23 protein-coding genes and 2 pseudogenes are annotated in these 25,672 nt (G+C 70.4%); 13 read left to right on the top strand and 12 right to left on the bottom strand.

What is annotated here, in order from left to right; translation table 11 throughout:
• Positions 1-136: 136 nt before the first annotated feature.
• From AVL59_RS19460 to AVL59_RS19450, 3 genes and pseudogenes are all read left to right on the top strand, one after another.
• Positions 137-1,198, top strand: a complete 1,062-nt coding sequence (locus AVL59_RS19460; protein ID WP_067306024.1) for an alpha/beta fold hydrolase — start codon at positions 137-139, stop codon at positions 1,196-1,198.
• 18 nt (positions 1,199-1,216) lie between these two features.
• Positions 1,217-1,696, top strand: a pseudogene (locus AVL59_RS19455) (CGNR zinc finger domain-containing protein).
• A complete protein-coding gene (locus tag AVL59_RS19450; RefSeq protein ID WP_067306022.1) occupies positions 1,693-1,938 on the top strand; it encodes a Smr/MutS family protein in 246 nt (81 codons plus the stop codon). The pseudogene AVL59_RS19455 and the gene AVL59_RS19450 overlap by 4 nt, the downstream one beginning before the upstream one ends.
• Before the next feature lie 28 nt (positions 1,939-1,966).
• On the opposite strand, the gene AVL59_RS19445 is transcribed toward AVL59_RS19450, so the two are convergent.
• Positions 1,967-3,235, bottom strand: a complete 1,269-nt coding sequence (locus AVL59_RS19445; protein WP_067306019.1) for an alpha/beta hydrolase family protein — start codon at positions 3,233-3,235, stop codon at positions 1,967-1,969.
• Positions 3,236-3,373: 138 nt separating this feature from the next.
• Positions 3,374-3,946, bottom strand: coding sequence for a DUF6368 family protein (locus AVL59_RS19440; protein ID WP_159399954.1), 573 nt, complete (start codon positions 3,944-3,946; stop codon positions 3,374-3,376).
• Between the two features lie 347 nt (positions 3,947-4,293).
• Between AVL59_RS19440 and AVL59_RS19435 the strand changes: the two genes are divergently transcribed.
• Positions 4,294-6,213 carry a glycoside hydrolase family 5 protein gene (locus AVL59_RS19435; RefSeq protein ID WP_067306013.1) on the top strand — a complete coding sequence of 640 codons (1,920 nt, stop codon included), beginning with the start codon at positions 4,294-4,296 and terminating at the stop codon, positions 6,211-6,213.
• 25 nt (positions 6,214-6,238) lie between these two features.
• On the opposite strand, the gene AVL59_RS19430 is transcribed toward AVL59_RS19435, so the two are convergent.
• Complete coding sequence (locus AVL59_RS19430; RefSeq protein WP_067306010.1) at positions 6,239-8,371, bottom strand: SpoIIE family protein phosphatase; 2,133 nt, start codon at positions 8,369-8,371, stop codon at positions 6,239-6,241.
• 246 nt (positions 8,372-8,617) lie between these two features.
• Between AVL59_RS19430 and AVL59_RS19425 the strand changes: the two genes are divergently transcribed.
• Positions 8,618-9,415, top strand: coding sequence for an SAM-dependent methyltransferase (locus AVL59_RS19425; RefSeq protein ID WP_067306007.1), 798 nt, complete (start codon positions 8,618-8,620; stop codon positions 9,413-9,415).
• Positions 9,416-9,539: 124 nt separating this feature from the next.
• Here AVL59_RS19425 and AVL59_RS19420 read toward each other — a convergent pair whose 3' ends face one another.
• Complete coding sequence (locus AVL59_RS19420) at positions 9,540-10,409, bottom strand: class I SAM-dependent methyltransferase (protein WP_067306004.1); 870 nt, start codon at positions 10,407-10,409, stop codon at positions 9,540-9,542.
• A 101-nt stretch (positions 10,410-10,510) separates the two neighbouring features.
• Between AVL59_RS19420 and AVL59_RS19415 the strand changes: the two genes are divergently transcribed.
• On the top strand, positions 10,511-11,002 hold the full coding sequence (locus AVL59_RS19415) for a peptidylprolyl isomerase (protein ID WP_067306001.1): 492 nt from the start codon (positions 10,511-10,513) through the stop codon (positions 11,000-11,002).
• Positions 11,003-11,097: 95 nt separating this feature from the next.
• On the opposite strand, the gene AVL59_RS19410 is transcribed toward AVL59_RS19415, so the two are convergent.
• Together AVL59_RS19410 and AVL59_RS19405 are read right to left on the bottom strand one after the other, a co-directional pair.
• Positions 11,098-11,427: a branched-chain amino acid transporter permease gene (locus AVL59_RS19410; protein WP_067305998.1), complete on the bottom strand. Its 330-nt coding sequence runs from the start codon at positions 11,425-11,427 to the stop codon at positions 11,098-11,100.
• Entirely contained in the window at positions 11,420-12,169 is a 750-nt protein-coding gene (locus tag AVL59_RS19405; RefSeq protein ID WP_079146796.1) for an AzlC family ABC transporter permease, read from the bottom strand. The genes AVL59_RS19410 and AVL59_RS19405 overlap by 8 nt, the downstream gene beginning before the upstream one ends.
• A 62-nt stretch (positions 12,170-12,231) precedes the next feature.
• Between AVL59_RS19405 and AVL59_RS19400 the strand changes: the two genes are divergently transcribed.
• Complete coding sequence (locus AVL59_RS19400) at positions 12,232-12,690, top strand: Lrp/AsnC family transcriptional regulator (RefSeq protein ID WP_067305996.1); 459 nt, start codon at positions 12,232-12,234, stop codon at positions 12,688-12,690.
• Positions 12,691-12,856: 166 nt separating this feature from the next.
• On the top strand, positions 12,857-13,648 hold the full coding sequence (locus AVL59_RS19395) for a YihY/virulence factor BrkB family protein (protein ID WP_067305993.1): 792 nt from the start codon (positions 12,857-12,859) through the stop codon (positions 13,646-13,648).
• 431 nt (positions 13,649-14,079) lie between these two features.
• Here the strand turns inward: AVL59_RS19395 and AVL59_RS19385 are convergent, their stop codons facing one another.
• The 3 genes and pseudogenes from AVL59_RS19385 to AVL59_RS19375 form a co-directional block, all read right to left on the bottom strand.
• A complete protein-coding gene (locus AVL59_RS19385) occupies positions 14,080-14,970 on the bottom strand; it encodes an NmrA/HSCARG family protein (protein WP_067305987.1) in 891 nt (296 codons plus the stop codon).
• A 333-nt stretch (positions 14,971-15,303) separates the two neighbouring features.
• Positions 15,304-15,606: pseudogene (locus AVL59_RS54410) on the bottom strand (alpha/beta hydrolase fold domain-containing protein); the annotation flags it as partial.
• Positions 15,607-15,857: 251 nt separating this feature from the next.
• Complete coding sequence (locus AVL59_RS19375) at positions 15,858-17,309, bottom strand: purine-cytosine permease family protein (RefSeq protein ID WP_208870403.1); 1,452 nt, start codon at positions 17,307-17,309, stop codon at positions 15,858-15,860.
• A 321-nt stretch (positions 17,310-17,630) separates the two neighbouring features.
• Here AVL59_RS19375 and AVL59_RS19370 point away from each other — a divergent pair, with 321 nt between their 5' ends.
• A complete protein-coding gene (locus AVL59_RS19370) occupies positions 17,631-18,452 on the top strand; it encodes a serine hydrolase (protein WP_237281555.1) in 822 nt (273 codons plus the stop codon).
• A gap of 46 nt (positions 18,453-18,498) precedes the next feature.
• Here AVL59_RS19370 and AVL59_RS19365 read toward each other — a convergent pair whose 3' ends face one another.
• Complete coding sequence (locus AVL59_RS19365) at positions 18,499-19,206, bottom strand: DUF4232 domain-containing protein (protein ID WP_067305979.1); 708 nt, start codon at positions 19,204-19,206, stop codon at positions 18,499-18,501.
• A gap of 247 nt (positions 19,207-19,453) precedes the next feature.
• Here AVL59_RS19365 and AVL59_RS19360 point away from each other — a divergent pair, with 247 nt between their 5' ends.
• The 3 genes from AVL59_RS19360 to AVL59_RS19350 all read left to right on the top strand — a co-directional run bounded on the left by AVL59_RS19360 (position 19,454) and on the right by AVL59_RS19350 (position 22,199).
• Positions 19,454-20,527: an NAD(+)/NADH kinase gene (locus tag AVL59_RS19360; RefSeq protein WP_067305976.1), complete on the top strand. Its 1,074-nt coding sequence runs from the start codon at positions 19,454-19,456 to the stop codon at positions 20,525-20,527.
• Positions 20,528-20,689: 162 nt separating this feature from the next.
• On the top strand, positions 20,690-21,268 hold the full coding sequence (locus AVL59_RS19355) for an AMIN-like domain-containing (lipo)protein (RefSeq protein WP_067305973.1): 579 nt from the start codon (positions 20,690-20,692) through the stop codon (positions 21,266-21,268).
• A gap of 106 nt (positions 21,269-21,374) precedes the next feature.
• Positions 21,375-22,199 carry a maleylpyruvate isomerase family mycothiol-dependent enzyme gene (locus AVL59_RS19350; RefSeq protein WP_067305970.1) on the top strand — a complete coding sequence of 275 codons (825 nt, stop codon included), beginning with the start codon at positions 21,375-21,377 and terminating at the stop codon, positions 22,197-22,199.
• 18 nt (positions 22,200-22,217) lie between these two features.
• Here the strand turns inward: AVL59_RS19350 and AVL59_RS19345 are convergent, their stop codons facing one another.
• Entirely contained in the window at positions 22,218-22,451 is a 234-nt protein-coding gene (locus AVL59_RS19345) for a hypothetical protein (protein ID WP_067317487.1), read from the bottom strand.
• The gene (locus AVL59_RS19340) at positions 22,438-22,728 is read right to left on the bottom strand and encodes a DUF6400 family protein (protein ID WP_067305967.1); all 291 of its coding nucleotides are present in this window, start codon (positions 22,726-22,728) and stop codon (positions 22,438-22,440) included. Before AVL59_RS19340 ends, AVL59_RS19345 begins: the two co-directional genes overlap by 14 nt.
• 340 nt (positions 22,729-23,068) lie before the next feature.
• Here AVL59_RS19340 and AVL59_RS19335 point away from each other — a divergent pair, with 340 nt between their 5' ends.
• Positions 23,069-25,663, top strand: coding sequence for a Pls/PosA family non-ribosomal peptide synthetase (locus tag AVL59_RS19335; RefSeq protein ID WP_067305964.1), 2,595 nt, complete (start codon positions 23,069-23,071; stop codon positions 25,661-25,663).
• Positions 25,664-25,672 lie beyond the last annotated feature (9 nt).

Genomic DNA, 25,672 nt, shown 5'->3' with positions numbered 1-25,672 from the left:
ATCGCCCGTTTGACCAGCAACGACTCATGTGGCGCAGTCGTCACGCACGCACACCATGACAAGCACGCGCACCGTCGAATGGCCGGCATGCCCTGCTGCGCGCAGGCTGGTGAACGGAGACACGGGAGGGCTTCGCATGATCAACAGGCGTACTTTCAGCAAGCTCCTCGGCGTGGGGACGAGCGCGACCGCCGCCTCACTGGGCGGCCGGCAGGGACTCCCCGCCGCCTCCGCCGCCGCGCACGACGGATCCGCGACACCGACGATGCCCACGGTCGCCCCGGGCACACACACGTCGTTCGACTCGCTGAAGCAGGTCAGGGCCGGGCTGCTGGACGTCGGTTACGCCGAGGCGGGCCCCGCGCACGGCCCCGTGGTGATCTGCCTGCACGGCTGGCCGTACGACATCCACAGCTTCGTGGACGTGGCTCCCCTGCTGGGGTCCGAGGGCTATCGGGTGATCGTGCCTTATCTGAGGGGGCACGGCTCGACGCGGTTCGTGTCCGCCCGGACGTTCCGGAACGCCCAGCAGGCGGTGTTCGCGCTCGACATCGTCGCCCTGATGGATGCCCTGAAGATCGAGAAGGCCGTTCTGGCGGGCTTCGACTGGGGCGCACGGACCGCCGCCATCGTCGCGGTTCTCTGGCCCCGGCGCTGCAACGCCCTGGTCTCGGTGGGCGGATACCTCATCACCGACCGGGAGGCGAATCTGCGGCCGCTGGCACCCAAGGTCGAGTACGCCTGGTGGTACCAGTACTACTTCGCCACGGAGCGGGGCCGGCTCGCCATGCAGGACAGGACCAAGCGCCACGAGCTGACCAGGCTCGTCTGGGACACCGTCTCCCCGACCTGGCCCTTCGACGATGCCACGTTCGAGCGCACGGCAGCGGCCTTCGAGAACCCCGACTACGCCGACATCGTCATCCACAACTACCGGTGGCGGCTGAGCCTCGCCGAGGGCGAGCGACGCTACGACGGCATCGATAAGCGGCTTGCCGCACAGCCGGTCATCGAGGTGCCGACCATCACCCTCGACGCCGACCGTGATCCGTTCACGGCTCCGGGAAACGGTGCGGCGTACCGGGACAGGTTCACGGGCGCGTACGACCATCGCACTCTCACAAGCATCGGCCACAACCTGCCTCAGGAGGCACCCGCGGCCTTCGCACAGGCCGTGGTCGACGCCGACCGCCTCTGACGGTTCTCGCGAGCCCCAATCGTCAGCCGTCAAGGTGGTGACGCGAACCCGGGGCATGTCTTCGTCCGCGGGACTCCGGCCCTGACCTTCGCCGCGCCCCTCCGTGCACATCGCACCGTGGGCTTCGAGATGTTCATCTCGCCCGAGCGTCTGGACGCGTGGTACGTGGAGTCCGGCATCGTCGACGCCGTCCCCCTCAGCCAGGACAGCGACGTCCGGCAGGCCATCGCCGTGCGCGAGGCCCCGCACCGGCTGATCACCGCCCGCCGCCTCGGCGGGCCGTGCGACGACGAAGCCCTGGCACCGCCGAGCGGGCCGGACGCGTGACCGCTCAAGGCGTGCGGCAACCCCGAATGCACCCGGATCGGCATCGACCGCTCCCGCGGCATGCGCCTACAGTGGTGCGACATGGAGTCCTGCGGGCAAAGGATCAAGGCGGCCGCCTGCCGCGCCCGCAGAGAGCGGGCGCAGGCCGCGCCGATCGGAGGCGCCGCATGATGTCGCTCGACCTCCACCCGATCTTCCGCAACAACCGCGACATCGAACTGGCGCTGCGTCAGTTCCTCTTCCGGGCCAACAACTCGGGCGAGTCCGTCGCGGAGATCATTCCGGGCAAGGGGTCCGGGCGGCTCAAGGCTCGTGTCCTCGCGTTCCTCGACCAGAAGCACATCCGGAAGCTGTACGTCCGCCGGGAGGTCGACTCCGGCAACACCGGGCGCATCCTCGTCTACTTCAAGTGAGCCCCGTCGGGATGAGCCACCCGGTGGATCAGTCGACGAACTCCATGTCCGGGTACCTGGGCGAAGGGCCGTCCAGCAAGTGGCCGCGGGTACCGCGCAACCAGTGGTCGAAGAACGCCGACACATAGGCCTCGTTGGTGCGAACGGCGGCGGCCGGAGCGATCGTGCCGATGTCGTGCTTCAGGGTGACCGGCGCCAGGCCCAGCTGCGGCAGCAGGGACTCCGCGTCCGTGAAGGACGCGTGCTCGGAGCCGCGCAGTCTGAGCTGGCGGTTCCAGCCGGGCGTGTGGGCCCGGAACGCGGCCCAGCCGGGGCCCGTGTCCGTCTGTCCGTCTTTCCCCATCAGCAGAAACGGGCGGGTGAGCCCGTGCTCGGCCACGGGCATCGGTGTGCCGTCGTAGTTGGTGAGGTTGCCGTCCATGTTGATGCCGGCGCTGATCCGTGGGTCGGCGTCCATGGCCGTGGCGGTGGCCGTGCCGCCGAGCGAGTGGCCGAACATGCCGACCCTGGACAGATCGAGCGTGCCGACGAGGCCGCGGGGCAGGGGGCGGCCGTCCACGTCCGGATTCCGTCCGGAGTCGACCGAGCCCAACTGGTCCAGCACGAAGCTGGTGTCGGCGTCCCGGATCGTGAGGGCCTTCCTGATGAAGGCATCGGGACCGCCGGGAGTGACCATGGTGGCCAGCGAACCGTCGGGGAACTCCACTTCCGGGGATTCGTAGGTGTTGTCGACGGTGACCACGACGTAGCCTCGGCTCGCCAGGTCCGACACCAGTGTGGTGCCCCAGGTCCGGGGTTCGCCCAGCCCCGGGGCGTAGAGCAGCACCGGCCGCTTCCGGTGTCCGTGGGCGACCGGGGCACCCTGCGCGGCGTGCGTGACGGTGGCCGCCCAGTCGGCCCGCCCCCTCGGCACGTCCATGCCGAGGTAGTCGTTGGCGGTCACCGAGTCGAAGTGCGCCGCGGCTCGGGGCAGCATGTAGGGCGCGGTGGGGCGGCCGGCCGCGCGTGTCGTGGGGTAGTACACGCTGACCATCAACTCGCGGTCGTCCTGGGCGGGGTGCCACGGGTCGTGGCGGGAGGTGTCGGCGAGGTGCAGCGTCACCTCTCCGACAGGGAACCTGCCCGTCGGGACCGGCAGCCGCATCCGGGCCGGATGTGCGGCCGGTAACCCGGACGGTGCGGCTTGAGCGGGAAGAGCGGCGATCAGGAAGTTCATGAGCAGGGCCGCGCCGACGGCCACGGCCCGCAGGCCGCGTTTCCGCCCGACTCGGTGCTCGATCGGCTGTGCCTTTGTCATAGCCCCATGCTGCAAGCCGAGCTCGCGCCCGCACCATCGGGATCATCCCTCGTTCAGACCTGAGTCGTCCCCTAGGGGACAGGCACTGACGGAGGCGCTGACAGACCCTCGGATCATGCCACCACCTGTCAGCCACCCCTATTTGATCATCCGGAACTCCCGGTGGCCCAGCCAGGCGGCAAGGAACTCGCGATCAGCGACGTGGCTGTAGCCGCAGACTCCGTCACCGGTGGCATAGGGCATCTCCCAGACGCGGCCCGGCAGCGAGGCGACCAGACCGCGCGACCGGGCAAGGCAGACGGCCCGCTCCTCATCGGTGACCCCGTACAGCGAGTATCGATACCCGAGCAGGCCGCCGAAATCGATCAGTGCACCGAAACGCTCGGCAAGCGACAGGGCGAGACGGCCCAACAGCAGGTGATCGTCCTTCCCCGAACAATGGGCCAGCAGACACAGCTCGGCGGCCGGCCACCGGCCGAGTCCCGGGAAACCCAGTTCTCGGTAGTCCTCCAGGGACTCCGGTCCGAGACTGAACGCGCAGGATCGGTCCCGTCGCGGGCGAGGAAGGCCCAGCACCGCGGGGTCGCGCACGTGGAATTCCAGGGAATCGCCGCTCTCGATCCGCACCTCGCAGAAGCTCTCCAGCCAGGGCAGGGCATCGAGCGCGCTTTGCTCCCGCGGTAGCCACAACCCTGCTGCGGGCCCACCCATCGTGTCCTCCTGAAGAGGCGGTCGCCTGCCGGCAGCGACCGCCGGGGACGCGGAAGCCCATGCCCCGGCGGATGCCGCCGGCGCCAAGTCGGCGCTTCCGGTGAGCAGAGGGCGACGAGAGGGCGTGCCGAGGGCGCGGAGGACATGGACAATGCGACTCGTTGGAAATCGAACGGTGGCCGTCAGCCCGCCTGTTCGGCCGTCAGCTCCTGTTCTACCGATTCTTGCCGAAAGGCTGGATCTTCTCAGCCCCACCGTGCACGGTACTGATCCGGAGACACACCGCCCGCCCAGCGCGGCTCATCTCCACCGTCACCCGAACTCCCCCGACAACCGAGGGCTCCCCCATGTCGATCGCACCAGCCGCGCTGCGTCTGACCGGAACGGCCGTGTGTCTCCTGCTCCTGGCCGCACAGACCACAACGGCGTCCGCCGCTCCTCCCCTCCCGTCGCGAGCCGTCGCAACCACGGACCCGGTCCCGGCCGCGGACACCTGGTCCGCGCCCCTGTCGACGCGAGGCCGCTACATCGTCGACGCCCACGGCGACCGCTTCCGGTTGAAGGCGGCCAACTGGGACGGAGCACAAGGATCGTGGACGGGCAGCGGCAGCGTCACCGACCCCGCCGACCATCACGCCGGTCAGAACTCCTACGGCATACCCCTCGGTCTGGACCGCGTCCCACTGGACGGGCTGCTCGCCGACTTCCACCGACTGGGCATCAACACCGTCCGGCTGCCGTTCTCCAACGACATGATCCACAGCACGACCCCCGTCCCCGACATCGCGGTGGGGGCCAACCGCCAGCTGCGGGGCCACACACCCCTGCAGATCTTCGACGCCGTGGTCGACGCGCTCAGCCGGAGCGGTTTCGCCGTCATCCTCAACAACCACACCCATACCTCCCGATGGTGCTGCGGCATCGACGGCAACGAGCGCTGGAACAGCGGCATGTCCACGCGGCAGTGGGCCGACGACTGGGTCTTCATGGCCCGCCGCTATGCCGCTGTCCCCCGTGTGGTCGGGGCCGACCTGTACAACGAGGTACGGCGCGACGTCCTGGACGACCCCAACTGGGGCCTCGGAGACGACCACGACTGGTACGCCGCGGCCCAGCTCGCCGCCGACCGCATCCTCACCGAGGCCAACCCCCGTCTGCTCATCGTCGTCGAGGGCATCAACTGGACTGGCGTGCCGGTGGACGGGCTTCCGCACGGCCGGCCGATGCTCACGCCCGTACGCACCCTCTCGCACACCATCGTCGATGCCCACAAACTGGTGTACTCCGCCCACTTCTACGGCTACACCGGCCCGCACCACAGCGGCGCCACCGGTATCGGCGAGACCCACGATCCGCGCTACCAGGACCTGACCCGCGACCAGTTGGCCACGGCTCTGGACGACGAGGCGTTCTTCGTCGAGGAGAGCGGTCGGCACTTCACCGCACCCGTCTGGGTCAGCGAGTTCGGTATCGGGGCCGCTGAGACGAACGCGGCCGCCCGTGCCTGGTTCGGCGACATCACCGACTATTTCGCCGGCCATGACGCCGACTTCGCCTACTGGCCGCTCGTCGGCTTCGAGGGCCACGACGACTGGGCTCTGCTGCGCTATGACAGCGCAGGGCACCGCACCGGCATCCTCGACTCCGGCGACTGGCGCGCCGCGGCATGGCAGCACCTCATGACCGCACCGAGCGCCGCCGGTCCCGTGCCGGACGTTGCCACTTGGCGCATGCTCAGCACCGACCACGGCGACGCGGTGGAGTCGCTGCGCGTACGAGAGACGGGAGACTGGGATCCCGGGGCCCACAAGGCCGTCTGCCCCGACGGATTGCGTCTGGCCGGCCTGAGCCACACCGCCGGTCGGGGTCTGTGCACCGACGGCGGCGCGCCGGACCTGCGGACCTCGGGTGCGGATCAGACGGTAGTCGTCGACGAGCGCCATGTCCCGGCAGGGGGCGACTGGGCGTCCGGCTACACCAAACTCCAGTGTCCGCCAGGAGGTTTCCTCATCGGCTACAGCGTACGCGGGGAGCGGCTGTCGGCGGCCTTGTGCGTGCCGGGTCGCGTCCCGTTGTCCGGGGCCGGGCGCACCGTGTGGTTCGACCGGTCCGACAACCGTCCCGTCGACGCGGCGGGCGGGGACTTCGCCTACGGCGACTACAAGGGCCAGTGCGCGGCGAACGAGTACGCCGCCGGGATCGCCTTCACCACCCGGGTGGGCAGCCGTCCGGGGCCCGACGCACTGCTGTGCCGCACACTGCCCTGAGGGCGGGGAAGGGACTCGGGCGTCCCTAGGTCCGCTCCCGCATGGCGCGCAGCAGCAGGACGGTGATGTCGTCGGTGTGCTGGCCGGTGGGCCAGGCGTGCCGGACGAGGCTGTCGGCGAGGCGCCGGAGGTCGCGGTCGTCCGCGTCCGCGAGGTGTCCGACCAGTGCGGACGTGGCTCGGGCGACATCGGATCCGGGCAGTTCCACCAGCCCGTCGGTGTGGAGGGCGAGGATGGCCTGGTCCGGGAGTGTGGCGGCGGTGACGGGGTAGCGGACGGCCGCCCCGATGCCCAGCAGCGGCCCCGGTTCGACGTCCAGGACGTGCGCGTGGTGCGGAGCCACCCGGAGCAACGGCGGTACATGACCGGCGCTGGCGAGCGTCACCCGGTGCCCGATCAGGTCGACTTGTGCGTAGAGGCAGGCGACGAGCAGTTCGCAGTCCAGGTCCACCAGGAGCTGATTGGTGCGGGCCAGGACCAGATCCGGTGTCGCCCCGGCGCTCGCGTGGGCGTGGATGGCGGTGCGGACCTGTCCCATGAGTGCCGCCGAGGCGACGCTGTGGCCCTCCACGTCGCCGATGACGGCGGCGGCGGTGCTGTCGTCCAGTCTCAGCAGGTCGTAGAAGTCTCCGCCCACCTCGACGCCGTGCCCGGCCGGCAGACTCAGCGCGGTGACGTCCAGACCCGGCACGGTGCGCAAGGTGCGCGGCAGGAGTGCCCGTTGCAGTTCGTGGACGAGGCGGTGCTGGGTGTCGTACAGGCGGGCGCGGTCCAGCGCCTGGGCCAAGAGGCCGGCCAGCGAGGTCATGATCGCGCGCTCGTCGGCGGTGAAGGCGTGCGGGCGGTCGTAGGAGAGGATGCAGCAGCCGACGGGGCGGCCGGTGATGAGCAGCGGCAGGAAGGCCCAGGCCTGCTTGTCGCTCATCCGGGGCGCTTCGGGGTAGGCGTCCGCGAGTTGGGCCCGGCTGGCGAAGAAGGCGGGGGTGCCCCTGGCCAGGACGTCTCCGGCAGGGGTGAGGGAGGTGTCGAACGGCAGCGCGTCCAGGCGTTCCATGACGTCGGCGGGATAGCCGTGGTGCCCGGTGATCATCAGCCGGCCGGCGTCGACGGCCGAGAGGACCAGACCCTGGGCGCCGAAGGCGGGCAGAACCTGGTCGGCCACGAGCGCGACGAGGTCACGTACGGTGACCGTTTCGGTGAGCGCGGCCGCGAGGTGGACCAACTGGTAAAGGCGCCCTGTCGGGGCCTGCGAGGCTCGCGGTCCGGCGGGCGCCGCCGAGGGAGCGGCCTGCTCTCCCCGTGAGGTGATGCGGACGCTGATGCCGCTGCTGTCCGGGTGGATCCGGAAGGTCAGCCACTGGTCGGGGGGTCGGAGGACGTCGAAGGCGGCGGGCGCCCGGCTGATGACCGCCGTGCGGTACTGGTCCTCGTACACGGGATCGTCCAGCCACGGCAGCGCCTGCCAGGGCCGCGTACCGAGCAGCCCTTCCGGTTCACGCCCGAGCATCCGCGCGGCGGCGGTGCTGACGAAGGTGATCCTGCCTTCCAGATCAAGGGCGACGGCACCCTCGGGCAGGCGTTCGAGGTAGTCGGCGGCGGCCATACCGGTCTGGACGGGATGGCTTGGCCTGCCGACGGCGAAGAGGCGGGGCTGTTCGGGCAGGCTGAGCGGCCGGGGCGATTCGTCCAGCAGCCGCGCCAGGCGATGTGCGCTGGCGGTGAGGTTCCCGCGTTCACGCGAGGACGCCTCCCGCGGATGGCCGGCGGGCCACATCAGTACGATGCCTCCCCAGCACCGGCTCACGCCGGTCAACGCGATCGCGGCGAGAGCGAACCGGTAGGGCAGGACGGCCGCGGTGCGCGGGTAGCGGCGCGCCATTTCGTCATGGCTTCCGATCCATACCAGGCGGTCCTGCCGGATCGCGTCGGCGACCGGAACGGGAGCGGTGAGCGGCAGCCGCTGCCACGGCGCGGAGAATTCGACCGGCAGACCGCACAGAGCCACCAGGCGCAGCACCGGTCTCCGCTCCTCGATCAGGTACAGGCCGCCGATCGACGCCCCGGTACAGCGCACGACGTCCGTCAGGCCCGCCCCCAGGGCGTCGTCCAGTGACCCACCGTCGCCAGAGAGCCGACCGGGCGACTCAGAGATGCCCATATCGGGACGATATGCCCGATGTGGATCATTGCCAAGGCAGTCCCTTGCGTCCGGGCGGGTCAGCGCGGACCGGTGACGCAACGCGACACGACACTCGGCGCATGGGCGGTCACGGAGTGGAGGCATCGCAGGCGCCGACGCCGCCCCGGCATCGGCAACTTCTGGCCAAAGCATGGAAGTTGATGTGAGAAGCTGTCGTCGGCCGGTCTCGGATGGGTCCGTCACGGCCGCCGAGAGGAGCAGAGCGTGGCACAGGACGGCTTCCGGGCCGCGGAGATCGACACCAGCAGGCCGCACCCCGCGCGCATCTACGACTACCTGCTGGGCGGCAAGGACAACTACGAGGTGGACCAGCTGGCCGGTGACGAACTCGCCGCCGCCGCACCCGAGGTGCGCATCGGCGTGCGGGCCAACCGCGCCTTCCTGCAACGTGCCGTCCGCGACGTCGTCGCCGGCGGCGTACGCCAGATCCTCGACATCGGCACCGGGCTGCCCACCTCTCCGAACGTGCACGAGATCGCCCACGAGACGGCGCCGGACGTGCGTGTCGCGTACGTCGACAACGATCCGATCGTGGCCGCTCACGCCAACGCGCTGCTCAGCAGCTCCGGGGCGACCAGTGTCGTGCTCGGCGACCTGCGTGACCCGCGGGCCGTCGTGGACCACCCCGATGTCCGTCGCACCATCGACTTCGACGAGCCGGTCGCCCTGCTCCTCGTCGCCGTGCTGCACTTCCTCACCGACGCGGAACAGCCCGCGCAGGCCGTCGCCGCGCTGCGCGACGCGCTGCCGGCCGGCAGCTTCCTGGTGCTCTCCCACGCCACCGGCGACTTCGCCGACCGCAGCGCGGCCCAGGCGGTCTACAACAAGGCCACCGCCACCCTGAACCTGCGTTCCCGCGCCGAGGTCGAGCGCTTCTTCGACGGATTCGAACTCATCGAACCCGGCCTGGCCCAGGTCCCGTTCTGGCGCCCGGACACCACGCCACCGCCGAGGTCGCACGAGATCGGCTTCTACGGAGGCGTGGCCCGCAAGACCACCTGACGGCGACGCCGTCCATCGTCCAGCACTCCCTGTCTCCTGTCGGCCGAAGCGGCGCCGCTCGACGGGAACACAGGTCGAACCGGGCCCGATTGCCCGCTGGGGGGGGAATCGCGGCCCGGTCCGGTCAGAGCCTGTCCGGCAGGTCGGCCGGGATGGACGCGGACGGCTTGCGCCACACGAACACCTCGGTGCTGGGCCCGCGTTCGCTGAACCGGCCCGTAGGGGACGCCGCGCGCAGCAGCCCGCGCAGGTCGGCCTCGAAGGCCGCGAGGCGCGGCCCGAACAGGCCGGGAGCCGAGGACGACATCGAGAAGACCCAGGCGACGACATCGTCCTCACCGCGTTCCAGCGCCTGCCCGCCGGGGACCACATACCGCTCGGGACCCAGGAATCCGGCCCGGAGGAACACCGCCGCCTCGCCGCCGGGCGTCCCGTTCACCAGCACTCCGCGCCCGGCGCGGCGCACCGGCCCCAGGTACTTCCGGATCAGTTCACGGATGGCCGGGTACGGCGCGACCGGACACGACAGGCCCTCGGTGTCGAGCCGTTCACCCTTCAGGTCGGAGACGTGCACCAGCGCGCCACCCGGCCGGAGCATGTCGTACACGGTGGCCGCCACGAGGTCGCGGTCCGTCCAGTGGAAGGACTGGGCGAAGACGGCCGCGGTGAAGGTGCCCAGGTCCGCGGGGAGATCCTCGGCACGGATCCCCACCCAGCGCGTCTTCCCCGCCCCTGTCGCGGCGGCCCGGCGTGCGGCCTCTTCCAGCATCCCGGGGTCGGGATCCACACCGACGACCTCGTCGAACAGACGGGAGAGGGGCAGGGTCAGGGTGCCGGGGCCGCAGCCCACGTCGATGAGGCGCCCGGTCCCGTCCGGGCCGAGCACGTCGGCGAGCTTGGGCACCAGGCCGGGAGCGTACGGCAGCCGGCTTCTCGCGTAGTGGGCGGCCGTCCCCTCGAACAGGGTCTCGTCCCACTCCCAGCCCTCGATCACGCCGGGCTCCTCCTCTTCGTTCCCGGGCCCACCGCACGACACAGACGTCCAAACCGACCCTTCTGTACATCGCGGCACTGGTCAACGGTAAGTTGATCGCCATGAGTGACAACGTGTACTTCGACATCACCATCAACGACCAGCCGGCCGGCCGGATCGTCTTCAAGCTGTACGACGACGTGGTCCCCAAGACCGCGAAGAACTTCCGTGAGCTGGCCACCGGCAAGCACGGCTTCGGATACGAGGGTTCCTCCTTCCACCGCGTCATCCCGCAGTTCATGCTGCAGGGCGGTGACTTCACCCGGGGCGACGGCACCGGCGGCAAGAGCATCTACGGCGAGAAGTTCGCCGACGAGAACTTCGAGCTCAAGCACACCCGCCCGTACCTGCTGAGCATGGCGAACGCGGGCAAGAACACCAACGGCTCGCAGTTCTTCATCACCACGATCGTCACCAACTGGCTGGACGGCAAGCACGTCGTCTTCGGTGAGGTCGTCGAGGGCCAGGACGTCGTCGACGCCATCGAGAAGCTGGGCAGCCAGAGCGGCAAGACCAGCGCGAAGGTCTCGATCGCCAAGAGCGGCACCGTCTGACCGACGCTCGCCCGCGCACAGCGGGTGACGACAACGCCCGGTGACGACACCGGTCGGTCCACTCCTGACCGGCTGTGTCACCGGGCGTCGACTCTTCAGTGGGCGAAGACCGTGCTGGCCAGGGCCACGTGGACCGCTGTGCCGCCGAGGATGCTCAGCAGGGCGTTGCGGCGCCACAGGTGCAGCCCGACGGTGACGGTCAGGGCCGCGAACGGGGCCAGGGCGCGCGCGTGGTCCGGCGGCACGTCACGCAGGCAGTAGACGACCAGGATCACCATGATCCCGGCGGGCATGCGTGTGCTGAGGTACTGGACGGTCCCGCTCGCGCGCAGCGGGGCGAGAGCCGCGAACGGCAGGGCGCGCAGGGCCCAGGTCACCGCGGCGGAGACGAGGATCGCGGCGACGAGGTAGGTCGTCTCAGACATGGCTCGGCCTCCTGCGGGCGGTGCGGTACCGGGCCAGGAGCCCGGCGGTGAACAGGGCGAAAGCGACCGGCAGCAGCTGACTCGGGAACAGCAGCCGGGCGGCGAGGGCGCTCAGCAGCGCGAGCAGCGGTGTGGGCAGATCGCCCCGCCGGTCACGGACGGCGTCGAGGGCCAGCACCGTGAACAGAGCGGTCAGCGCGAAATCCAGCCCGGTGACGCTCCGGGGGACGACGGACCCGAGCAGCGCTCCCGCGGTGGCTCCCCCGGCCCAGTACAGCTGCATGAAGAGCTGCAGCCAGAGGATGCGCGCACCGGACCAGGAACGGGCCCGGTGCCCGACAGTCAGGGCGTACGCCTCGTCGCACAGCGCGAACGTGCTGTACGTCTTCCCGAGCCGCCCCTTCACCCGGTCGAGCGGGAAGGACAGGGCGTAGAAGACGTGCCGCAGGTTCACCAGGAGCGCGGAGACGGCGACGAAGACCAGCGGCGTGGCCGCCGTGACCAGGCCTATCAGCAGGAACTCGAACGACCCGCCGTAGACCAGCGCGCTGGACAGACTCGCCCACCACCAGTCGACACCGGAGTGGGTGACGAGCACCCCGAAGGCGATGCCGAGCGGGACGAAGCCGAGCCCCACGGAGGCCGAGTCCCTGAACGCGGCCCGCGCCTCGGAGAGTCTTCCATGTGGAGGGGTGGGCTCGGTCCGGACCGGGTTGTCGGCGACGGCGAGGGATGTTCGCATGGAGACATTTTAGGAAGAATGTCATGTCATATGGTTGCCGATAATGTCCGTACGATGGCTTGGTGCGCAATGAAGTGAAACTCGACGCCATCGATCGGGACATTCTGTTTCACCTGCGTCAGGACGGGCGGCTGACCAACGTCGAGCTGGCCCAGCGGGTGGGGCTGACGCCGCCGCCGTGCCTGCGCCGGGTCAAGCGACTGGAAGAGGCAGGCGTCATCGCCGGCTACCGGGCCGTCGTCGATCCCGGGGCCCTGGGCCGCGGGCTGGAGGTCCTGATCGACGTCGAGGTCAGCGCCAACGACCGTACGACCTTCCTGGAGTTCGAGGACATCGTGGCCTCCTACGACGAGGTGATCGAGTTCCGCCGTATGTACGGCCGCCCCGACTATTTCGTCCGGGTCGCCGTCGCCGACCACGCCGCCTACGAGTCCTTCCTCACCCACAAGCTCAGCGGCCTGCCCTGCGTCCTGCGCATCGACTCCCACCTGACCATGAAGACGATCAAGCCGGGTCCCTGAGTCCGGTCATGTGCCGGACCGGCCTGTGCTGCGGCATGTCCGGCCGGGCGAACGGGCGTCTTTCGTCCGATCATGTCAGCAGAGACTCGTCGACGACCGCCCGCGCGAGGTCGGCGGTGTGCGACGGCCGGCGACGAGCACGGCGTGGCGAGCACGGGAGGGACCCGTGAGGCAGTGGCGGCGCGGCCTCCACCGCGCTTGGGAGTGGCTCGGTGTGCGCGTCCTGTTCCGGCGCGGCCGCGAGCTGGAGCTGATGCACCGGGCCATGGGGTTCGCCACGCTGGCCCTGGTGACGCTGGCTCCGCTGCTGATCGTGGTCGCCGCGGCCGACCCGCTGGTGCGGGGCGGCTTCGCTTCGTGGCTCGCCGACGGCATGGGACTGTCCGGGCGGCCCGCCCAAGCGCTCACCGGCATCATCAGCCCGCCGCGTGAGGTCGTGGGCACCACGAGCGTGCTGAGCCTGATCCTGCTCGCGGTGTTCGGCGTGTCCTTCGCGGGCAGCGTGCAGAACGGCTACGAGCGGGTCTGGGGCCTCGCGGCCGGCCCCTGGCACCGGGTCTGGCGGCAGGTGACCTGGCTTGCGGCGCTGACCGCCTATCTCTACCAGGAGGTGCAGACCCGGACGACGTTGCAGGGGACGGAGCGGGCCGCGGTGTCCGTGGTGAGCGCGGTGCTGTTCTTCTGGTGGGGCCAGCGCTTCCTGCTGGGGGGTCAGGTCCACTGGCGCACCCTGCTGCCCGGCGCGCTCGCCACCGTCGGCGGCCTGGCCGGCCTGAGAGCCTTCTCCTCTCTCGTCTTCGCCCCGCTGATCGTCACCAACGCACTGAACTACGGCGCGGTCGGGACCGTACTGGTGGTGGAGTCGTGGCTGATCGGCGTCGGGTTCGTGGTGTACGGGGGCGCGCTGTTCGGGCGCTGGTTCTGCGAACACCACTGGACGCCGTCCCACAAGGAATGAGCGTCCCGTCAGCCGGATACGGCCGCGCTCGGCGTCCCTTCGAGGTTGCGCGTCATGCGTTCCAGGACGTGTATGGCGGTGTGGTATTCCTGCGGCGAGATGCCGGCGGTGACCGACTCCCGGAAGGCGGCGACGCGTTCGGCGACGGCCCCCAGACGGGCATGGCCGTCGGGGGTGAGGGCGAGAAGCCCTGGGGCCGGCCGCGTCGCCCAGCCGTCGTCGAGGACGGCGAGGACGGCGGCGGCCAGGGCTGTGGCATTGGCGTTGGCGCCCAGGGCCGTGTGGACCTCGGCGTCGACGACTGCGGGCGCGGAGCGTACGGACGTTGAGAACCTGCCAGGTCAGTCGGGTGAGGCCGTGCTCCGCCAGCATGGCGTCCATGTGCCGGGTGAGGGCCTGGTCGGTGCGGTTGAGCCAGTATCCGATGGGTTTCATGACAGTGCGGGTTCCTTCGGGGTCGGGTCGAGCAGGGCGGGCCAGTCCTGGGCGGCTGCCCAGTCGTCGAAGGTGTGCCAGCCCACCTCGGGGTGGGCGCGGCGCAGGCCGGTGACGTCGACGTCGAGGCCGCTGGTGGTGAAGTAGTCGAACATCGCGGCGAGGTCGTCCGAGTGGGTGCGGACGTAGGACAGGGGCACCTCGCGATGCGTGACGGGACGGCCGGTGGCGAGCGAGAGAACCGCGGCGATTCCGTCGGCGGTGAGTTCGTCGGAGGCGATGTCGATCCGGCGGCCGGCGAAGTCGGCCCGGCGCCCCAGGGCCAGGGCCGCGAAGGCGCCGATGTCTTCGGCGGGGATGAGGGTCAGGGGGCGGTCGGCCGGCATGGGCCAGGCGAAGGTGTTCTCGCGCAGGCCCTCCAGGGTCCAGCCGGAGGCGAAGTTGTCCATGAAGGCCGCCGGGGCGATGACCGTCCAGGGGATGCCCGTCTCCCGGAGGTGCCGCTCGATCTCCTCCTTGCTGTCGTAGTGCGGGATGCCCGTGTCCCGGTCGGCGTGTGCGGCCGAGGTGAACACGACGTGGCCGAGCGCCTCGGCCGCCGCCGCGTCGAGCAGGGCCTTGCCCTGGCGGATCTCGGTCGCGATGTCCGTGCCGAACGGGGTCGTCACCGCGAAGAGGGAGTCGGCGCCCGCGAGGGCGGCGTCGAGGGAGAGGCTGTCGTCGAAGTCGGCGTGTCGGACGTCGGCACCGAGCCGGCGCAGAGCCTCGGCCGCCGGCGCGTCGGGGGTGCGGGTGAGGGCGCGGACCCGGTGGCCCGCGGCCAGCAGGGCACGGGCCGTGGCACCGCCCTGGGCGCCGGTCGCGCCGGTGACGGCGACGGTGAGCATGGGACCTCCTGAAGGGAGAGTTTCGGTATGGCACGCGGATGCACTGCACCTGCGTCACGCATTGACTGCGTCACGAAGAAGAATAGCCCTACTTTCCCCTGCGCCGCACAGTTAATTAGGGCGTGAGGTGGATCACCCCTCGATCGCCCGGCGTGGCCGTATGAGCAAAACGCTGCGGCGGGGGGGGACGACGCACAGTCACGTGCGGTCGACCCGGCCCCTGGACTCCGCCACGGACGACGGGTGCACCGCCGAGCCTTGTTGCCGCCGTGCTCGGCGAGTGGCGGCCGGCAGGCGCGTCGGCCCGGATCCGGTCGGCGGCCCGCCCCGTCCTCAGGCGGGGTGCGGGGCCGCCCGCAGGGTGCCGGCGGCCAGGGCGATCGCGGCCAGGGCGGCGTGGGTGTCACGCAGGGCGTCGAGCATCACGAAGTCGTGGACGATCCCCCGGAAGCGCGCCGAGGTGACGGGCACGCCGGCCTCGCCCGGCTTGTTCGCGTACGTCTCGCCCTCGTCGCGCCGGACGTCGGCCGCACCGGTGACGACGAGCGCCGGCGACAGATCCTTGGGCTGCTCGGTGGTGGCGCTCGGCGGCGAGGCGGCGATCCGGGCGCGGTCTGCCTCGTCGGTCGCGTGTTGCCGCCGACGGGATGACCGGCCACGGCCGGCCCTGTCCCGTCTCGGTCCTCGGAGGCGCCATTTCGCGCACCAGGCGCTCGTGGGCGTGGGCGTTGCCGGCCCTGGCCCTCTGCCGGGTGCTCCGGCGTCGCCGCCGTAGGTCCGACGGGCGGAGGCAAGCGGCCCCTGCGCGTCCGCCGGTGTACCCACCGTGCACGGATCGCCCGGCACGGTATCCGGCGGACCGTGCGAGGGCGCGGCCCCGGGCCCGGTCAGGGCTCGCGGTGTTCGTGCGCCGCCTGCTCCAGGGCCGCCGCCTCCGCCTCGGCGACACGGGTCTCGGCCGCCACGTCGATCGAGCGCGTCAGCCACCAGTACAGCAGCGCCGAGACCGGCAGCCCGATGAACAGCGAGATGTCGGCTCCGTCGAGCGCCTTGGCGACGGGGCCGACGTACAGGGTCCCGACGGAGAAGAACGGGACCATGACGGCGAAGCCGACCAGGTACGAGATGATGCCGTGCCAGCCCCAGCGCCCGTAGATGCCGTGCGGGTTGAAGATCTCGGCGACGGCGTAGTGCCCGCGGCGCACGACGTAGTAGTCCATCAGGTTCACCGCGGTCCACGGGATGAACAGGTAGAGCACCAGCAGCAGGAAGTTGTTGAAGTTCTCAAGGAAGTTGGAGGTCGCGGCCAGCGCGCCGACCAGAGAGAGCGCCGCGGTCAGCCCGAGGGTCAGCAGCCGTACGCCCAGCGTCGGCCGGACCCGCTTGAAGGAGTCGATGGCGCCGATGAGGGTCAGTGAACCGCCGTACATGTTCAGCGCGGTGACGGACACCAGGCCCAGGGTGGCGAAGAGCAGCACGATCGCGCCGAACCCGTCGAAGACCTTGTCGCCCGCGGCGTTGATCGACGCGATCGTCTCGAAGTCCTTGCCGGCCCACGCCGCGAGCATCGATCCGAGCGCCATCAGCCAGATGCCGCCGAGGGCGGAGCCGAAGTACGTCCAGTAGAAGGTCTTCCTGACCGTGACGTCCGGCGGGAGGTAGCGCGAGTAGTCCGAGACGTAGATGGCCCAGCTGATCTGGTAGCCGGCGACCACGCCGAACTGGGCGAGGAACGGCGTCCACTTGAAGGCACCGAGGTCGAAGGAGCCCGCCGGGTAGTGCAGGGTGACCAGGACGCCGACGGTGAAGATCCCGAAGACGACGAGGAAGGTGTACGTCAGGAACCGCTCGGCCTTGTGGATGATGTCGTAGCCCACCAGCGCGACGACCAGCGCTACCGCGGTGACCACGACCACCCAGAGCTTGACGCTGCCGTGCAGGGTGGTGTGGAGGGCGTCGGCGGCGAGGATGCTGTTGAAGACGTTGAATCCCGCGTACTGCACATAGGCGAAGAACCACACCAGAAGGGCGCCGACGTAGCCGAACTGGGGCCGCGACTGGATCATCTGCGGCAGCCCCAACTGGGGGCCCTGGGCCGAGTGGAAGGCCATGAAGAAGGTGCCGATGACGGTTCCGGCGACGATGGCCAGCAGTGACCAGATGAGGTTGCCGCCCTCGGTGATGCTGATCAGCCCGACCGCCAGGGTCGCGATCTGGGCGTTGGACATGAACCACAGGGGGCCCAGATGCCAGAGCTTGCCGTGGCGCTCGTCGAGGGGGACGTAGTCGATCGACCGAACCTCGAGGCCGGACACTCTTGGCTCAGCTGATGTGCTCATGACGCCTCCCGAGACCGGTCCGCCCCTCCGGTCACATTGTTCCCCCGCGTCGATGCGCTGGACACCAGAGCGGCGCCGGCCGACGGAATCAGCGGCCGGGGGGCCACGCAGCGCGAGGGCCGGTCACTGTGTTGCGCTCCTCACAAAAGGCGCACAAGGGCCCTTGTCGTGGCAGCCGTCACTTCGCCGAGCGGGCGTTTTGCTTACGTTCGCTGTGCTGTGTTCTCGCCCTTCGACCTGCTGAGGCCGCTCACCATGCCGTACCGAACCCGTCTCCTGTCGCGCCCGTGGATCCCTGGAAGGCGCGCGGCGGTCCCCGGCGTGCTCGCGACCGCACTGGCGGCGCTGCTCGCGGCCGGTGCGCTCGATCCGGTACCGGCGGCCGCGGCGTCGGGGCCGTCCGGTTCCGCCTCGACGGACTTCCCCGCTTCGGTGCGGGCAGGGGGGAAGGCGCGGGTGACGGCCGCGGTGCTCGACCTGGACGGCACGGGCCGGGAGCCCGCGCTGTACGGCGCCGACACCGCCTACGACACCGCGAGCATCATCAAGGTCGACATCCTCGCGACGAGGCTGCTCCAGGCGCACGACTCGGGGCACGGCCTGCCCGCGCAGGAGCGCGCCCAGGCGGAGAAGATGATCCAGCACAGCGACAACACGGCGGCGAACGCCCTGTGGCGGCGGATCGGACTCGCACCGGGCCTTCAGGCGGCGAACAAGCGGCTGGGGCTGACCTCCACCACGGGCGGCCCTGACGTCAGGTGGGGGCTGACCCGGACCACGGCGAGCGACCAGATACGACTGCTGCGCGCGGTCTTCGACACCGGCGCGGCCACCGGGGCCGGCGCGAAGCCGGCGCTCGACGACACGTCCCGCGCCTACATCCGCACCCTGATGAGCGGTGTCGCCGACGACCAGTCCTGGGGCGTCTCCGCGGCCGCGGGGTCCGGCTGGGCCCTGAAGAACGGCTGGCTGCAGCGCAACACGACGGGACTGTGGGACATCAACAGCGTCGGCCGGATCACGACCGGCGGTCACCACTACCTCGTCGCGGTGCTCTCGGACGGCAACAAGTCGATGAAGGACGGCGTCGCGCTGGTGGAACGGGCGGCCCGGTCCGCCGTCTCCAGCACGGCCGTCCGCTGACCTCGCGCCGCCCCCGGAATGCGGCCGGGGGCGGCGCGTCACGGGGTCAGGAAGGCTTCACCGCCGAGACGGCGGTCGCCGTGACCTTGTTGTCGCACTCCGCGAACTCGCCGTCGGACAGGGCGACTTGATGGGACCCGGCGCCGGGCAGGCCGACCACCAGCGTCGGGTACACGACGGGCTTGGCGCCGGAGGCACAGTAGCCGTCGCCCTCTCCCTGCACCTGGACGAAGGTCAGCTTCACCCATGCCTTGCCGCCCGGCGCGACCCGTACCGCCGACGCCGCGCCCGTCCGGGTCACCGACAGCGGGCTGTTGTGGTCGGGCGAGCCGTTGCCCGCTCCGGCCACCGACGGGTAACCGCTCAGGACGCACGGCTGCGCGGCGGCGTTGGTGAACTCCACGACGGCGGCTCCGGTGCCCGTGCCCTGCGGACGGTCGGCGGCCTGGTACGCGCTCACCCTGAGGCCCGTCGCCGTACACGCCGACGCCGAGCCGCCCGAAGTGGCCGACGCGGTGGAGGCAGGGGTGCCGGAGCCGGTCGACGTGGATCCGCCGGAGGGCCGCGAGGTCGCGGTGCCCGGGCCGCTCGACGCGGAGGAGGCCGTGGGGGAAGCCGACGCGGCGGTGGGAGCGGGTGAGGGATTGTCCGCCGCGGAATCGCCGCCGCCCGACTGGCACGCCGACAGCGACAGTGCGCCCGCGATCACGGCCATCGCCGACGCGGTGACGCGGATGGTGCTTCCGTACTGCATGGGATCCCCCGATGTCCGAAAGGTAAGGGCCGGCCTGCTCCGGGCCGGTGTTCATCGACGGAGACAGAGCCGCCGGACCAGGGGTTCCGCTGTTGATCACCTGTGACACTCCGGTGACGGAAACCTGGCCGGATCGACACGCACGACCGGGCGGGGGCGGGGTCCGGGCCCGGCGGCGTGGCGCGCGAGGTGCCGGATCGGTTCACGGCGAAGATGGCTGTCCGGGCGAGCGGGCTGGGAGGCGGGTATGACGGTGAACCGTGTCGGCCTGGTCGTGCACAGCGGACGGGCGGAGGCCGTGGCCGCGGCGAGGGTCGTCCGCGAGTGGTGCGCCGAGCACGGCGTGGAGTGCGCCGACATCGACGTGTGGCAGGCCGGCGAGCGGCACAGCGCCCGGGAGGAGATCGATGCCGCGGGCGATCCGGACCTCATCGTCACGCTGGGCGGCGACGGGACTTTCCTGCGGGGCGCTCGGCTGGCGGCCGAGAACGACGTCATGGTCCTAGGTGTCGACATCGGACGGGTCGGGTTCCTGACGGAAGTACCCGCCGCGGGGGTGCGCACGGCACTGGACGCGGTACGGGAGGACCGGATCACCGTCGAGAACCGGATGCTGCTGACCATGCGCGCGTCGTGCCGGCTGGAGGTGCCGCAGGGCATGGAGGCGCTGGTGCGCTACGGCCGCGGGCCCCTCCTGCCCCCGCCCCGGGTACGCCCGGAGTGCCAGACCGGTGATGACTGGGGTGTCGCCCTGAACGTCACCGCGCTGAACGACATCGTCGTCGAGAAGCTGGCCCGGGACAGGCAGGTGTCGGTCGGCGTCTATCTGGCCGGCCGGCTCCTCGCGTCCTACTCCGCGGACGCGCTGCTGGTGGCCACGCCCACGGGCTCGACCGCGTACAGCTTCGCCGCCGGCGGTCCGGTCGTCTCGCCCCGTGCCGAAGGTCTCGTCTTCACGCCGGTCGCCCCGCACATGACGTTCAACCGGTCGGTCGTGGCCGCCCCCGACGAGCCCATCGCGCTCCGCATCCTCGAACGGTCGGGCCAGGCCGCCGTCAGCATCGACGGCCAGCTGCGGGGTGTACTCAATCCCGGGGACTGGATCGGCGTCTATGCCGCTCCCCGACGGCTCAAGGCCGTCCGGCTGGGCCCCATGGACTTCTACGGCCGTCTGCGGGAGCGCATGAACCTCACCGACGCTCCGGCCGCGCTCGCCGACGGGACCGCCGCCCCGCTGTGGCCCATCACCTCTCCGCCGCCGAGCGATCTCGCGCACCTCGCGCTGCCTCCCGCTCCCCACGAGCCGCCTCGGCTGCCCTGACCCCTGACGGTCACCCCGCGGAAGGCCATCGTCACCGTCATGTGAGAGGGATCTGCGCCAGGACGGCCGGAATTCCCGGAACTCCCCCGCCCCGGCATGCAACCCTTCGCCGCACCCGGATGTCTAATCCCATAACAGGATGACTCGAACAAGGGGGACATCATGCGACGAATCGGTGCATCGGTGGCGGCGCTCGTTCTCGCGGGGGCCGGCTGGGGCGCGGCGACGACCGCCGCGGGCGCCGCGCCGGCGGCCGCGACGCATGCCACGGCCTGCCCGACCGGCTGGGGCAGCGGCACCAAGGGAGGCGCGGCCAGCGGTGCCGTGCCGTTGGAGGACATCAGGACCGGTCGGCACGACTGCTTCGACCGCATGGTGTTCGACGTCCCCGGCGGCGGCAGCGGCATCGGCTTCTACGTCGGATACGTCGACCGTCTGCGCCAGACCGCGACGGGCCAGTACATACCGGTCGGTGGCGGGGCCGTACTCGACGTCCACATCGGCGCGCCGAGTTACGACCCGGCGAGCGGCGCTGCCACGTACCCGGGACGGGCGGGACGACCCCTTCCGGGCGTGAACCTCGCCGGCTACCGGACCTTCAAGGACACCCGGTTCGCCGGCAGCTTCGAGGGAGAGACACAGATCGGACTCGGCGTCCGCGCCCGGCTGCCGTTCCGGGTGGTCCAGCTGCCCGGCCGTCTGGTGGTCGACGTGGCCCACAACTGGACGGGCAGCCGCTGAGCCCGAGGACCGGGGCGCGCGGGGACTTGCCGCGCGCCTCCGAGTCTGGTTGGGTACCGGCGCCACCGGCGCGTAGGGCGTGCCGGACGGAAGGGAAGCGGGCGGCGTGCACTCGACGGAACGACGGGACGGCTCAGGGCCGCTGCCCGCAGGGCTGGACCAGGCGATACGAGAGACCGCCGAGGAGATCGCCACGCTCCTGCGCGGCGCACCCGACGCAACGCTCGCCCTGCCCGGGTCGGAGTGGACCCTCGGCGAGGCGGCGGCCCATCTGGCGCTGGCCAATCAGCTGATGGCCGACCTCGCGTCCGGGCGTGAGCGTCCTTACGGGGACGGCACCCCCCAGAGTCTGGCCGAGGCCAACGCACAGTCCCTCGCCGGCTTCGGGGAGCGGCGGGCGGAACCGCTGGCGGCCATGATCAGGGACCAGGCCGAGGCGTTCCTGGAGGCCATGACGCGGAGCGCGACCGACGGCCCGGCACCGTTCACACCCCTGGGCCCCATGTACCTGTCCGATCTCGCGTCGTACCTGCTCACGCACATGCTGGGCCACGGATACGACCTCGCTCGCGCCCTGAAGCGCCCGCACATGGTCGACGGCGCCCGGACGAGCCTCTGCATGCCGTTCATGTACAGGGTCATGGCGCGCTGCACCGACACCGCGGCCACGGCCGGACTCACGGCCCGCTACCGGATCCGGCTGCGGGGCGGCGAGGCATTCGGCGTGTCCCTGACCGACGGTGACATGCGGGTGACGCCGGAGCCGCCGGACCGTGCCGACTGCACCATCCTCATCGAGCCCACCGCCTTCCTGCTCATCGCGCTGGGCCGGCGCAACCCCTGGCGTGCCATGGCTCAGGGCCAGATCCTCGCCTGGGGCCCCAAACCGTGGCTGGCGCCCCGCTTCCCCACCCTGTTCACCGCGCCCTGAGGCGGCTCGGCGGACGCGTCACGCCTCCGGGCCGGAGCGGGTGGCGCCGAAATCGGTCTCGTGGGTCCAGACGTGGGTGCAGGACGGGCACTGCAGGTGGAGCAGGCTGCCGGTGTTGGACAGCAGATAGCGCCAGTGTCCGTGGCACGTGAGCCCCTGTCGGCACGTGGCGCACGCGGTGCGGTCGTCGCAGTTCGGACACGCCACCCAGGCCCGGCGGCCGATGTCGGCCTGCGGGTCAAGCGGCAGCATCGCCGCCCCCACGCGCCGGGAGCACTCCGGCCTCGACCAGCTCCTCGTAGACGCGCTGCTGCTCCTCGCTCAGGCCGGAGTACAGCAGGTCGTACGCCTCCTCCTCGCCACGCAGCGCCGCGACGGGGTCCCAGTCGGGTCCCAGAGCGGCAAGGGTGTGCGTCCGCCGGAGCATTTCGTGCGAGCTCAGGTCGAAGGAGAAGTCGACCGGCACGGAACCGCCCGAAGCGGGGGTTTCATCCGGTTCGCCAGGAAGGGTGGGGTCATGGGGGGACATGGCACCGAACGTAGGTAAGCCTTACCCGCCGAGGCAAGAGCAGGTGGGGGAAGTCACAGCGGCCTGCCGGAGGGGCGGCCATTCGGGTGATCAGTGACGCGCCCCAGTTCTGCGGAGTTCCAAGGAACACGGGCCCTGCGAGCATTCCTCGCGCGCGCCGCCGTCGATTCGAAGTGGCAGCCTGCCGGTGGCGGGCCGAAACTGAAGCCGTCAGTTCGTGATCAGGAAAGAGCACGCGCCTTGAGCTTCCGATGGTTCGGCGGGCCTTTTCTTCGAAGTCCGAGGGCCCCAACCCGCCATCGGCGGCAGTCGGCGATCCAGACGTCCTCCAGGAGATCGAATGGTGGAGCAGTCCTCCGAGGTCCCTCTATCCGGGCGGGACAAAGGCGCCGTCACCAGACTGAGCGGCTCCGGCCCCACGGCGGATACCGAGAGGAAACTCGCGGATGCGCTGGCAGACGTCATGGGCGCGGAACGCGTTCCGGTCGACGGCCATTTCTTCACCGACCTCGGCGCAAACTCCCTGGTCATGGCCCAGTTCTGTGCGCGCCTGAGAAAGCGGGCGGACCTGCCGTCCCCGTCCATGAAGGACATATACCGGCACCCCACGGTCCAAAGTCTGGCAGCGGCTTTCCCGCAGCCCGCTCCCGGTCCCGTGGATGCGCCGACCGCCGTCCCCCCACCGGTACCCGTGAATACGGCCGCTCCGCTCAGGCCCCCGGGCAAGCTGAACCACGTCCTCTGCGGAACACTCCAGTTGCTGGTATTCCTGGGATACTCGCTGGTCGCGGGATTTGTCGCGGACAGTGGATACGGCTGGATAGCCACCGGTTCCGGGCTGGCCGACATCTATCTGCGGTCGCTTTTGTTCGGTGGCATCGGGTTCGTGGCTCTGTGCCTTTTCCCGGTCGTCGCCAAATGGCTTCTCGTCGGCCGCTGGAAACCTCGTGAGTTCCCCGTCTGGGGCCTGACGTATCTGCGCTTCTGGCTCGTCAAGGTACTGCTCCACGCGAATCCGATGATTCTCTTCGTCGGAAATCCGCTGTTCGTGCTGTATCTCCGGGCGCTCGGCGCGCGGATCGGCAAGGGAGTCACGATCCTCTCCCCCTCCGTCCCGGTCTGCACGGACCTGCTCACCATCGGCTCCGGCACCGTCATCCGCAAGGACTCGTTCTTCCTCGGCTACCGGGCCCACGCCGGACGGATCCAGACCGGCCGGATCACCCTCGGCCGTGACGTGTACATCGGCGAGAAGACCGTCCTGGACATCGACACGACGATGGGCGACGGTGCCCAGCTCGGCCACTCCTCGGCCCTGTACCGCGGCCAGGCGGTCCCGGACGGTGAGCACTGGCACGGGTCCCCGGCACAGCCCACCGAGATCGACTACCTGCGGGTCGCACCGGCCGCCTGCGGCACCCCGCGGCGGGCCTGGTTCGGCCTCGTCACGCTCCTTCAGCTGTTCTTCCTGTACATACCGCTGGCCGTCGGCGGGGTGTACATGCTGTTCACCGAACTACCGGCGATCGGCAAGCGCCTGGACCCGCAGATGGCCGCAGTGAAGCGGTCGGAACTGATCCCCGACGCGCTGCAGATCTCGCTCGTGCTGTTCTTCGGCTTCGTCGTCCTGGGCCTCGTCGCCCTGTGCACCGTCCCGCGTCTGCTGAGGCTGGCCGTCAAGCCGGACCGGGTCTATCCGCTCTACGGATTCCACTACGCGGTCCACCGGGCGACGGCGCGCATGACGAACATCAAGTTCTTCGCCTGGCTGTTCGGTGACAGCTCCTACATCGTGCACTATCTCCAGGGACTCGGATACGACTTGTCACGGGTCGAGCAGACCGGGTCGAACTTCGGCACCGAAGTGCAGCACGAGACTCCCTTCCTGGTCTCCGTCGGCAGCGGGACGATGGTCGCCGACGGGCTCTCCGTCATCAACGCGGACTATTCGAGCACGTCCTTCCGGCTGTCCCGGACGTCGATCGGGCCGCACAACTTCCTCGGCAACAACATCGCCTATCCCGCGGACGGCAGAACGGGTGCCAACTGTCTGCTCGCGACGAAGGTGATGGTTCCCCTGGACGGCGAGGTCCGGGAGAACGTAGGGCTCCTCGGTTCGCCGTGCTTCGAGATACCCCGGTCGGTGGAGCGTGACTCACGGTTCGACGGTCTCAGGACCGGTGACGCACTCCACCGACATCTCGCCGCGAAGAACCGCTACAACATTCGCTCGATGGCCCTCATGCTGTGCGTGCGGTGGCTGCACACCTTCGCGCTCACGCTGTTCGGGCTCGCGTCCGTGGATCTGTACGGAGTGCTCGGACACCTGGTGATCGGCGGATACCTGGCCATCACGCTCGCGTTCAGCACCCTCTACTTCATCCTGCTGGAGCGGTGCATCGCCTCGTTCCGCGCGCTGCGGCCCCGGCTGTGCTCCATCTACGACCCCTACTTCTGGTGGCACGAGCGCCTGTGGAAGGTGCCGGACCACTACCTCAACATCTTCAACGGAACGCCCTTCAAGGCCCTGGTATGGCGGCTGCTGGGCGTGCGCATCGGCGGCAGGGTCTTCGACGACGGCTGCTATCTGACGGAGCGGTCGCTGACCACCATCGGTGACGACTGCACCCTCAACGCCGGAAGCAAGATCCAGTGCCACTCGCAGGAGGACGGCACCTTCAAGTCCGACGGCACCACCCTCGGTACCGGCTGCACGCTGGGCGTCGCCGCCCATGTGCATTACGGCGTGACGCTGGGCGACGGCGCGGTGCTCGCACCCGATTCCTTCCTCATGAAGGGCGAGGAAGTCCCCGCGTACGCACGGTGGGGCGGCAACCCCGCCGTGGACCTGCCGGATGCCGCCGAACAACCCCGCGGCTGCGGCCCCGAGACGTCACCGTCTTCGGCCGACGCCACTGCGGCGACCGTGAGTTGAGGAAGGCCA

Source organism: Streptomyces griseochromogenes (genome assembly GCF_001542625.1).
GTDB classification, from domain to species: domain Bacteria; phylum Actinomycetota; class Actinomycetes; order Streptomycetales; family Streptomycetaceae; genus Streptomyces; species Streptomyces griseochromogenes.
Note: the sequence above shows the minus strand (reverse complement) of the source record. Positions and strands in the feature narration are given on the sequence as shown.

Excerpts from the sequence above, each read along its gene's own strand:
- AVL59_RS19460 (WP_067306024.1), top strand. The coding sequence starts at position 137 with ATGATCAACAGGCGTACTTTCAGCAAGCTCCTCGGCGTGGGGACGAGC.
- AVL59_RS19450 (WP_067306022.1), top strand. The coding sequence starts at position 1,693 with ATGATGTCGCTCGACCTCCACCCGATCTTCCGCAACAACCGCGACATC.
- AVL59_RS19445 (WP_067306019.1), bottom strand. The coding sequence starts at position 3,235 with ATGACAAAGGCACAGCCGATCGAGCACCGAGTCGGGCGGAAACGCGGC.
- AVL59_RS19440 (WP_159399954.1), bottom strand. The coding sequence starts at position 3,946 with ATGGGTGGGCCCGCAGCAGGGTTGTGGCTACCGCGGGAGCAAAGCGCG.
- AVL59_RS19435 (WP_067306013.1), top strand. The coding sequence starts at position 4,294 with ATGTCGATCGCACCAGCCGCGCTGCGTCTGACCGGAACGGCCGTGTGT.
- AVL59_RS19430 (WP_067306010.1), bottom strand. The coding sequence starts at position 8,371 with ATGGGCATCTCTGAGTCGCCCGGTCGGCTCTCTGGCGACGGTGGGTCA.
- AVL59_RS19415 (WP_067306001.1), top strand. The coding sequence starts at position 10,511 with ATGAGTGACAACGTGTACTTCGACATCACCATCAACGACCAGCCGGCC.
- AVL59_RS19410 (WP_067305998.1), bottom strand. The coding sequence starts at position 11,427 with ATGTCTGAGACGACCTACCTCGTCGCCGCGATCCTCGTCTCCGCCGCG.
- AVL59_RS19405 (WP_079146796.1), bottom strand. The coding sequence starts at position 12,169 with ATGCGAACATCCCTCGCCGTCGCCGACAACCCGGTCCGGACCGAGCCC.
- AVL59_RS19385 (WP_067305987.1), bottom strand. The coding sequence starts at position 14,970 with ATGCTCACCGTCGCCGTCACCGGCGCGACCGGCGCCCAGGGCGGTGCC.
- AVL59_RS19375 (WP_208870403.1), bottom strand. The coding sequence starts at position 17,309 with ATGAGCACATCAGCTGAGCCAAGAGTGTCCGGCCTCGAGGTTCGGTCG.
- AVL59_RS19365 (WP_067305979.1), bottom strand. The coding sequence starts at position 19,206 with ATGCAGTACGGAAGCACCATCCGCGTCACCGCGTCGGCGATGGCCGTG.
- AVL59_RS19360 (WP_067305976.1), top strand. The coding sequence starts at position 19,454 with ATGACGGTGAACCGTGTCGGCCTGGTCGTGCACAGCGGACGGGCGGAG.
- AVL59_RS19355 (WP_067305973.1), top strand. The coding sequence starts at position 20,690 with ATGCGACGAATCGGTGCATCGGTGGCGGCGCTCGTTCTCGCGGGGGCC.
- AVL59_RS19345 (WP_067317487.1), bottom strand. The coding sequence starts at position 22,451 with ATGCTGCCGCTTGACCCGCAGGCCGACATCGGCCGCCGGGCCTGGGTG.
- AVL59_RS19340 (WP_067305967.1), bottom strand. The coding sequence starts at position 22,728 with ATGTCCCCCCATGACCCCACCCTTCCTGGCGAACCGGATGAAACCCCC.
- AVL59_RS19335 (WP_067305964.1), top strand. The coding sequence starts at position 23,069 with ATGGTGGAGCAGTCCTCCGAGGTCCCTCTATCCGGGCGGGACAAAGGC.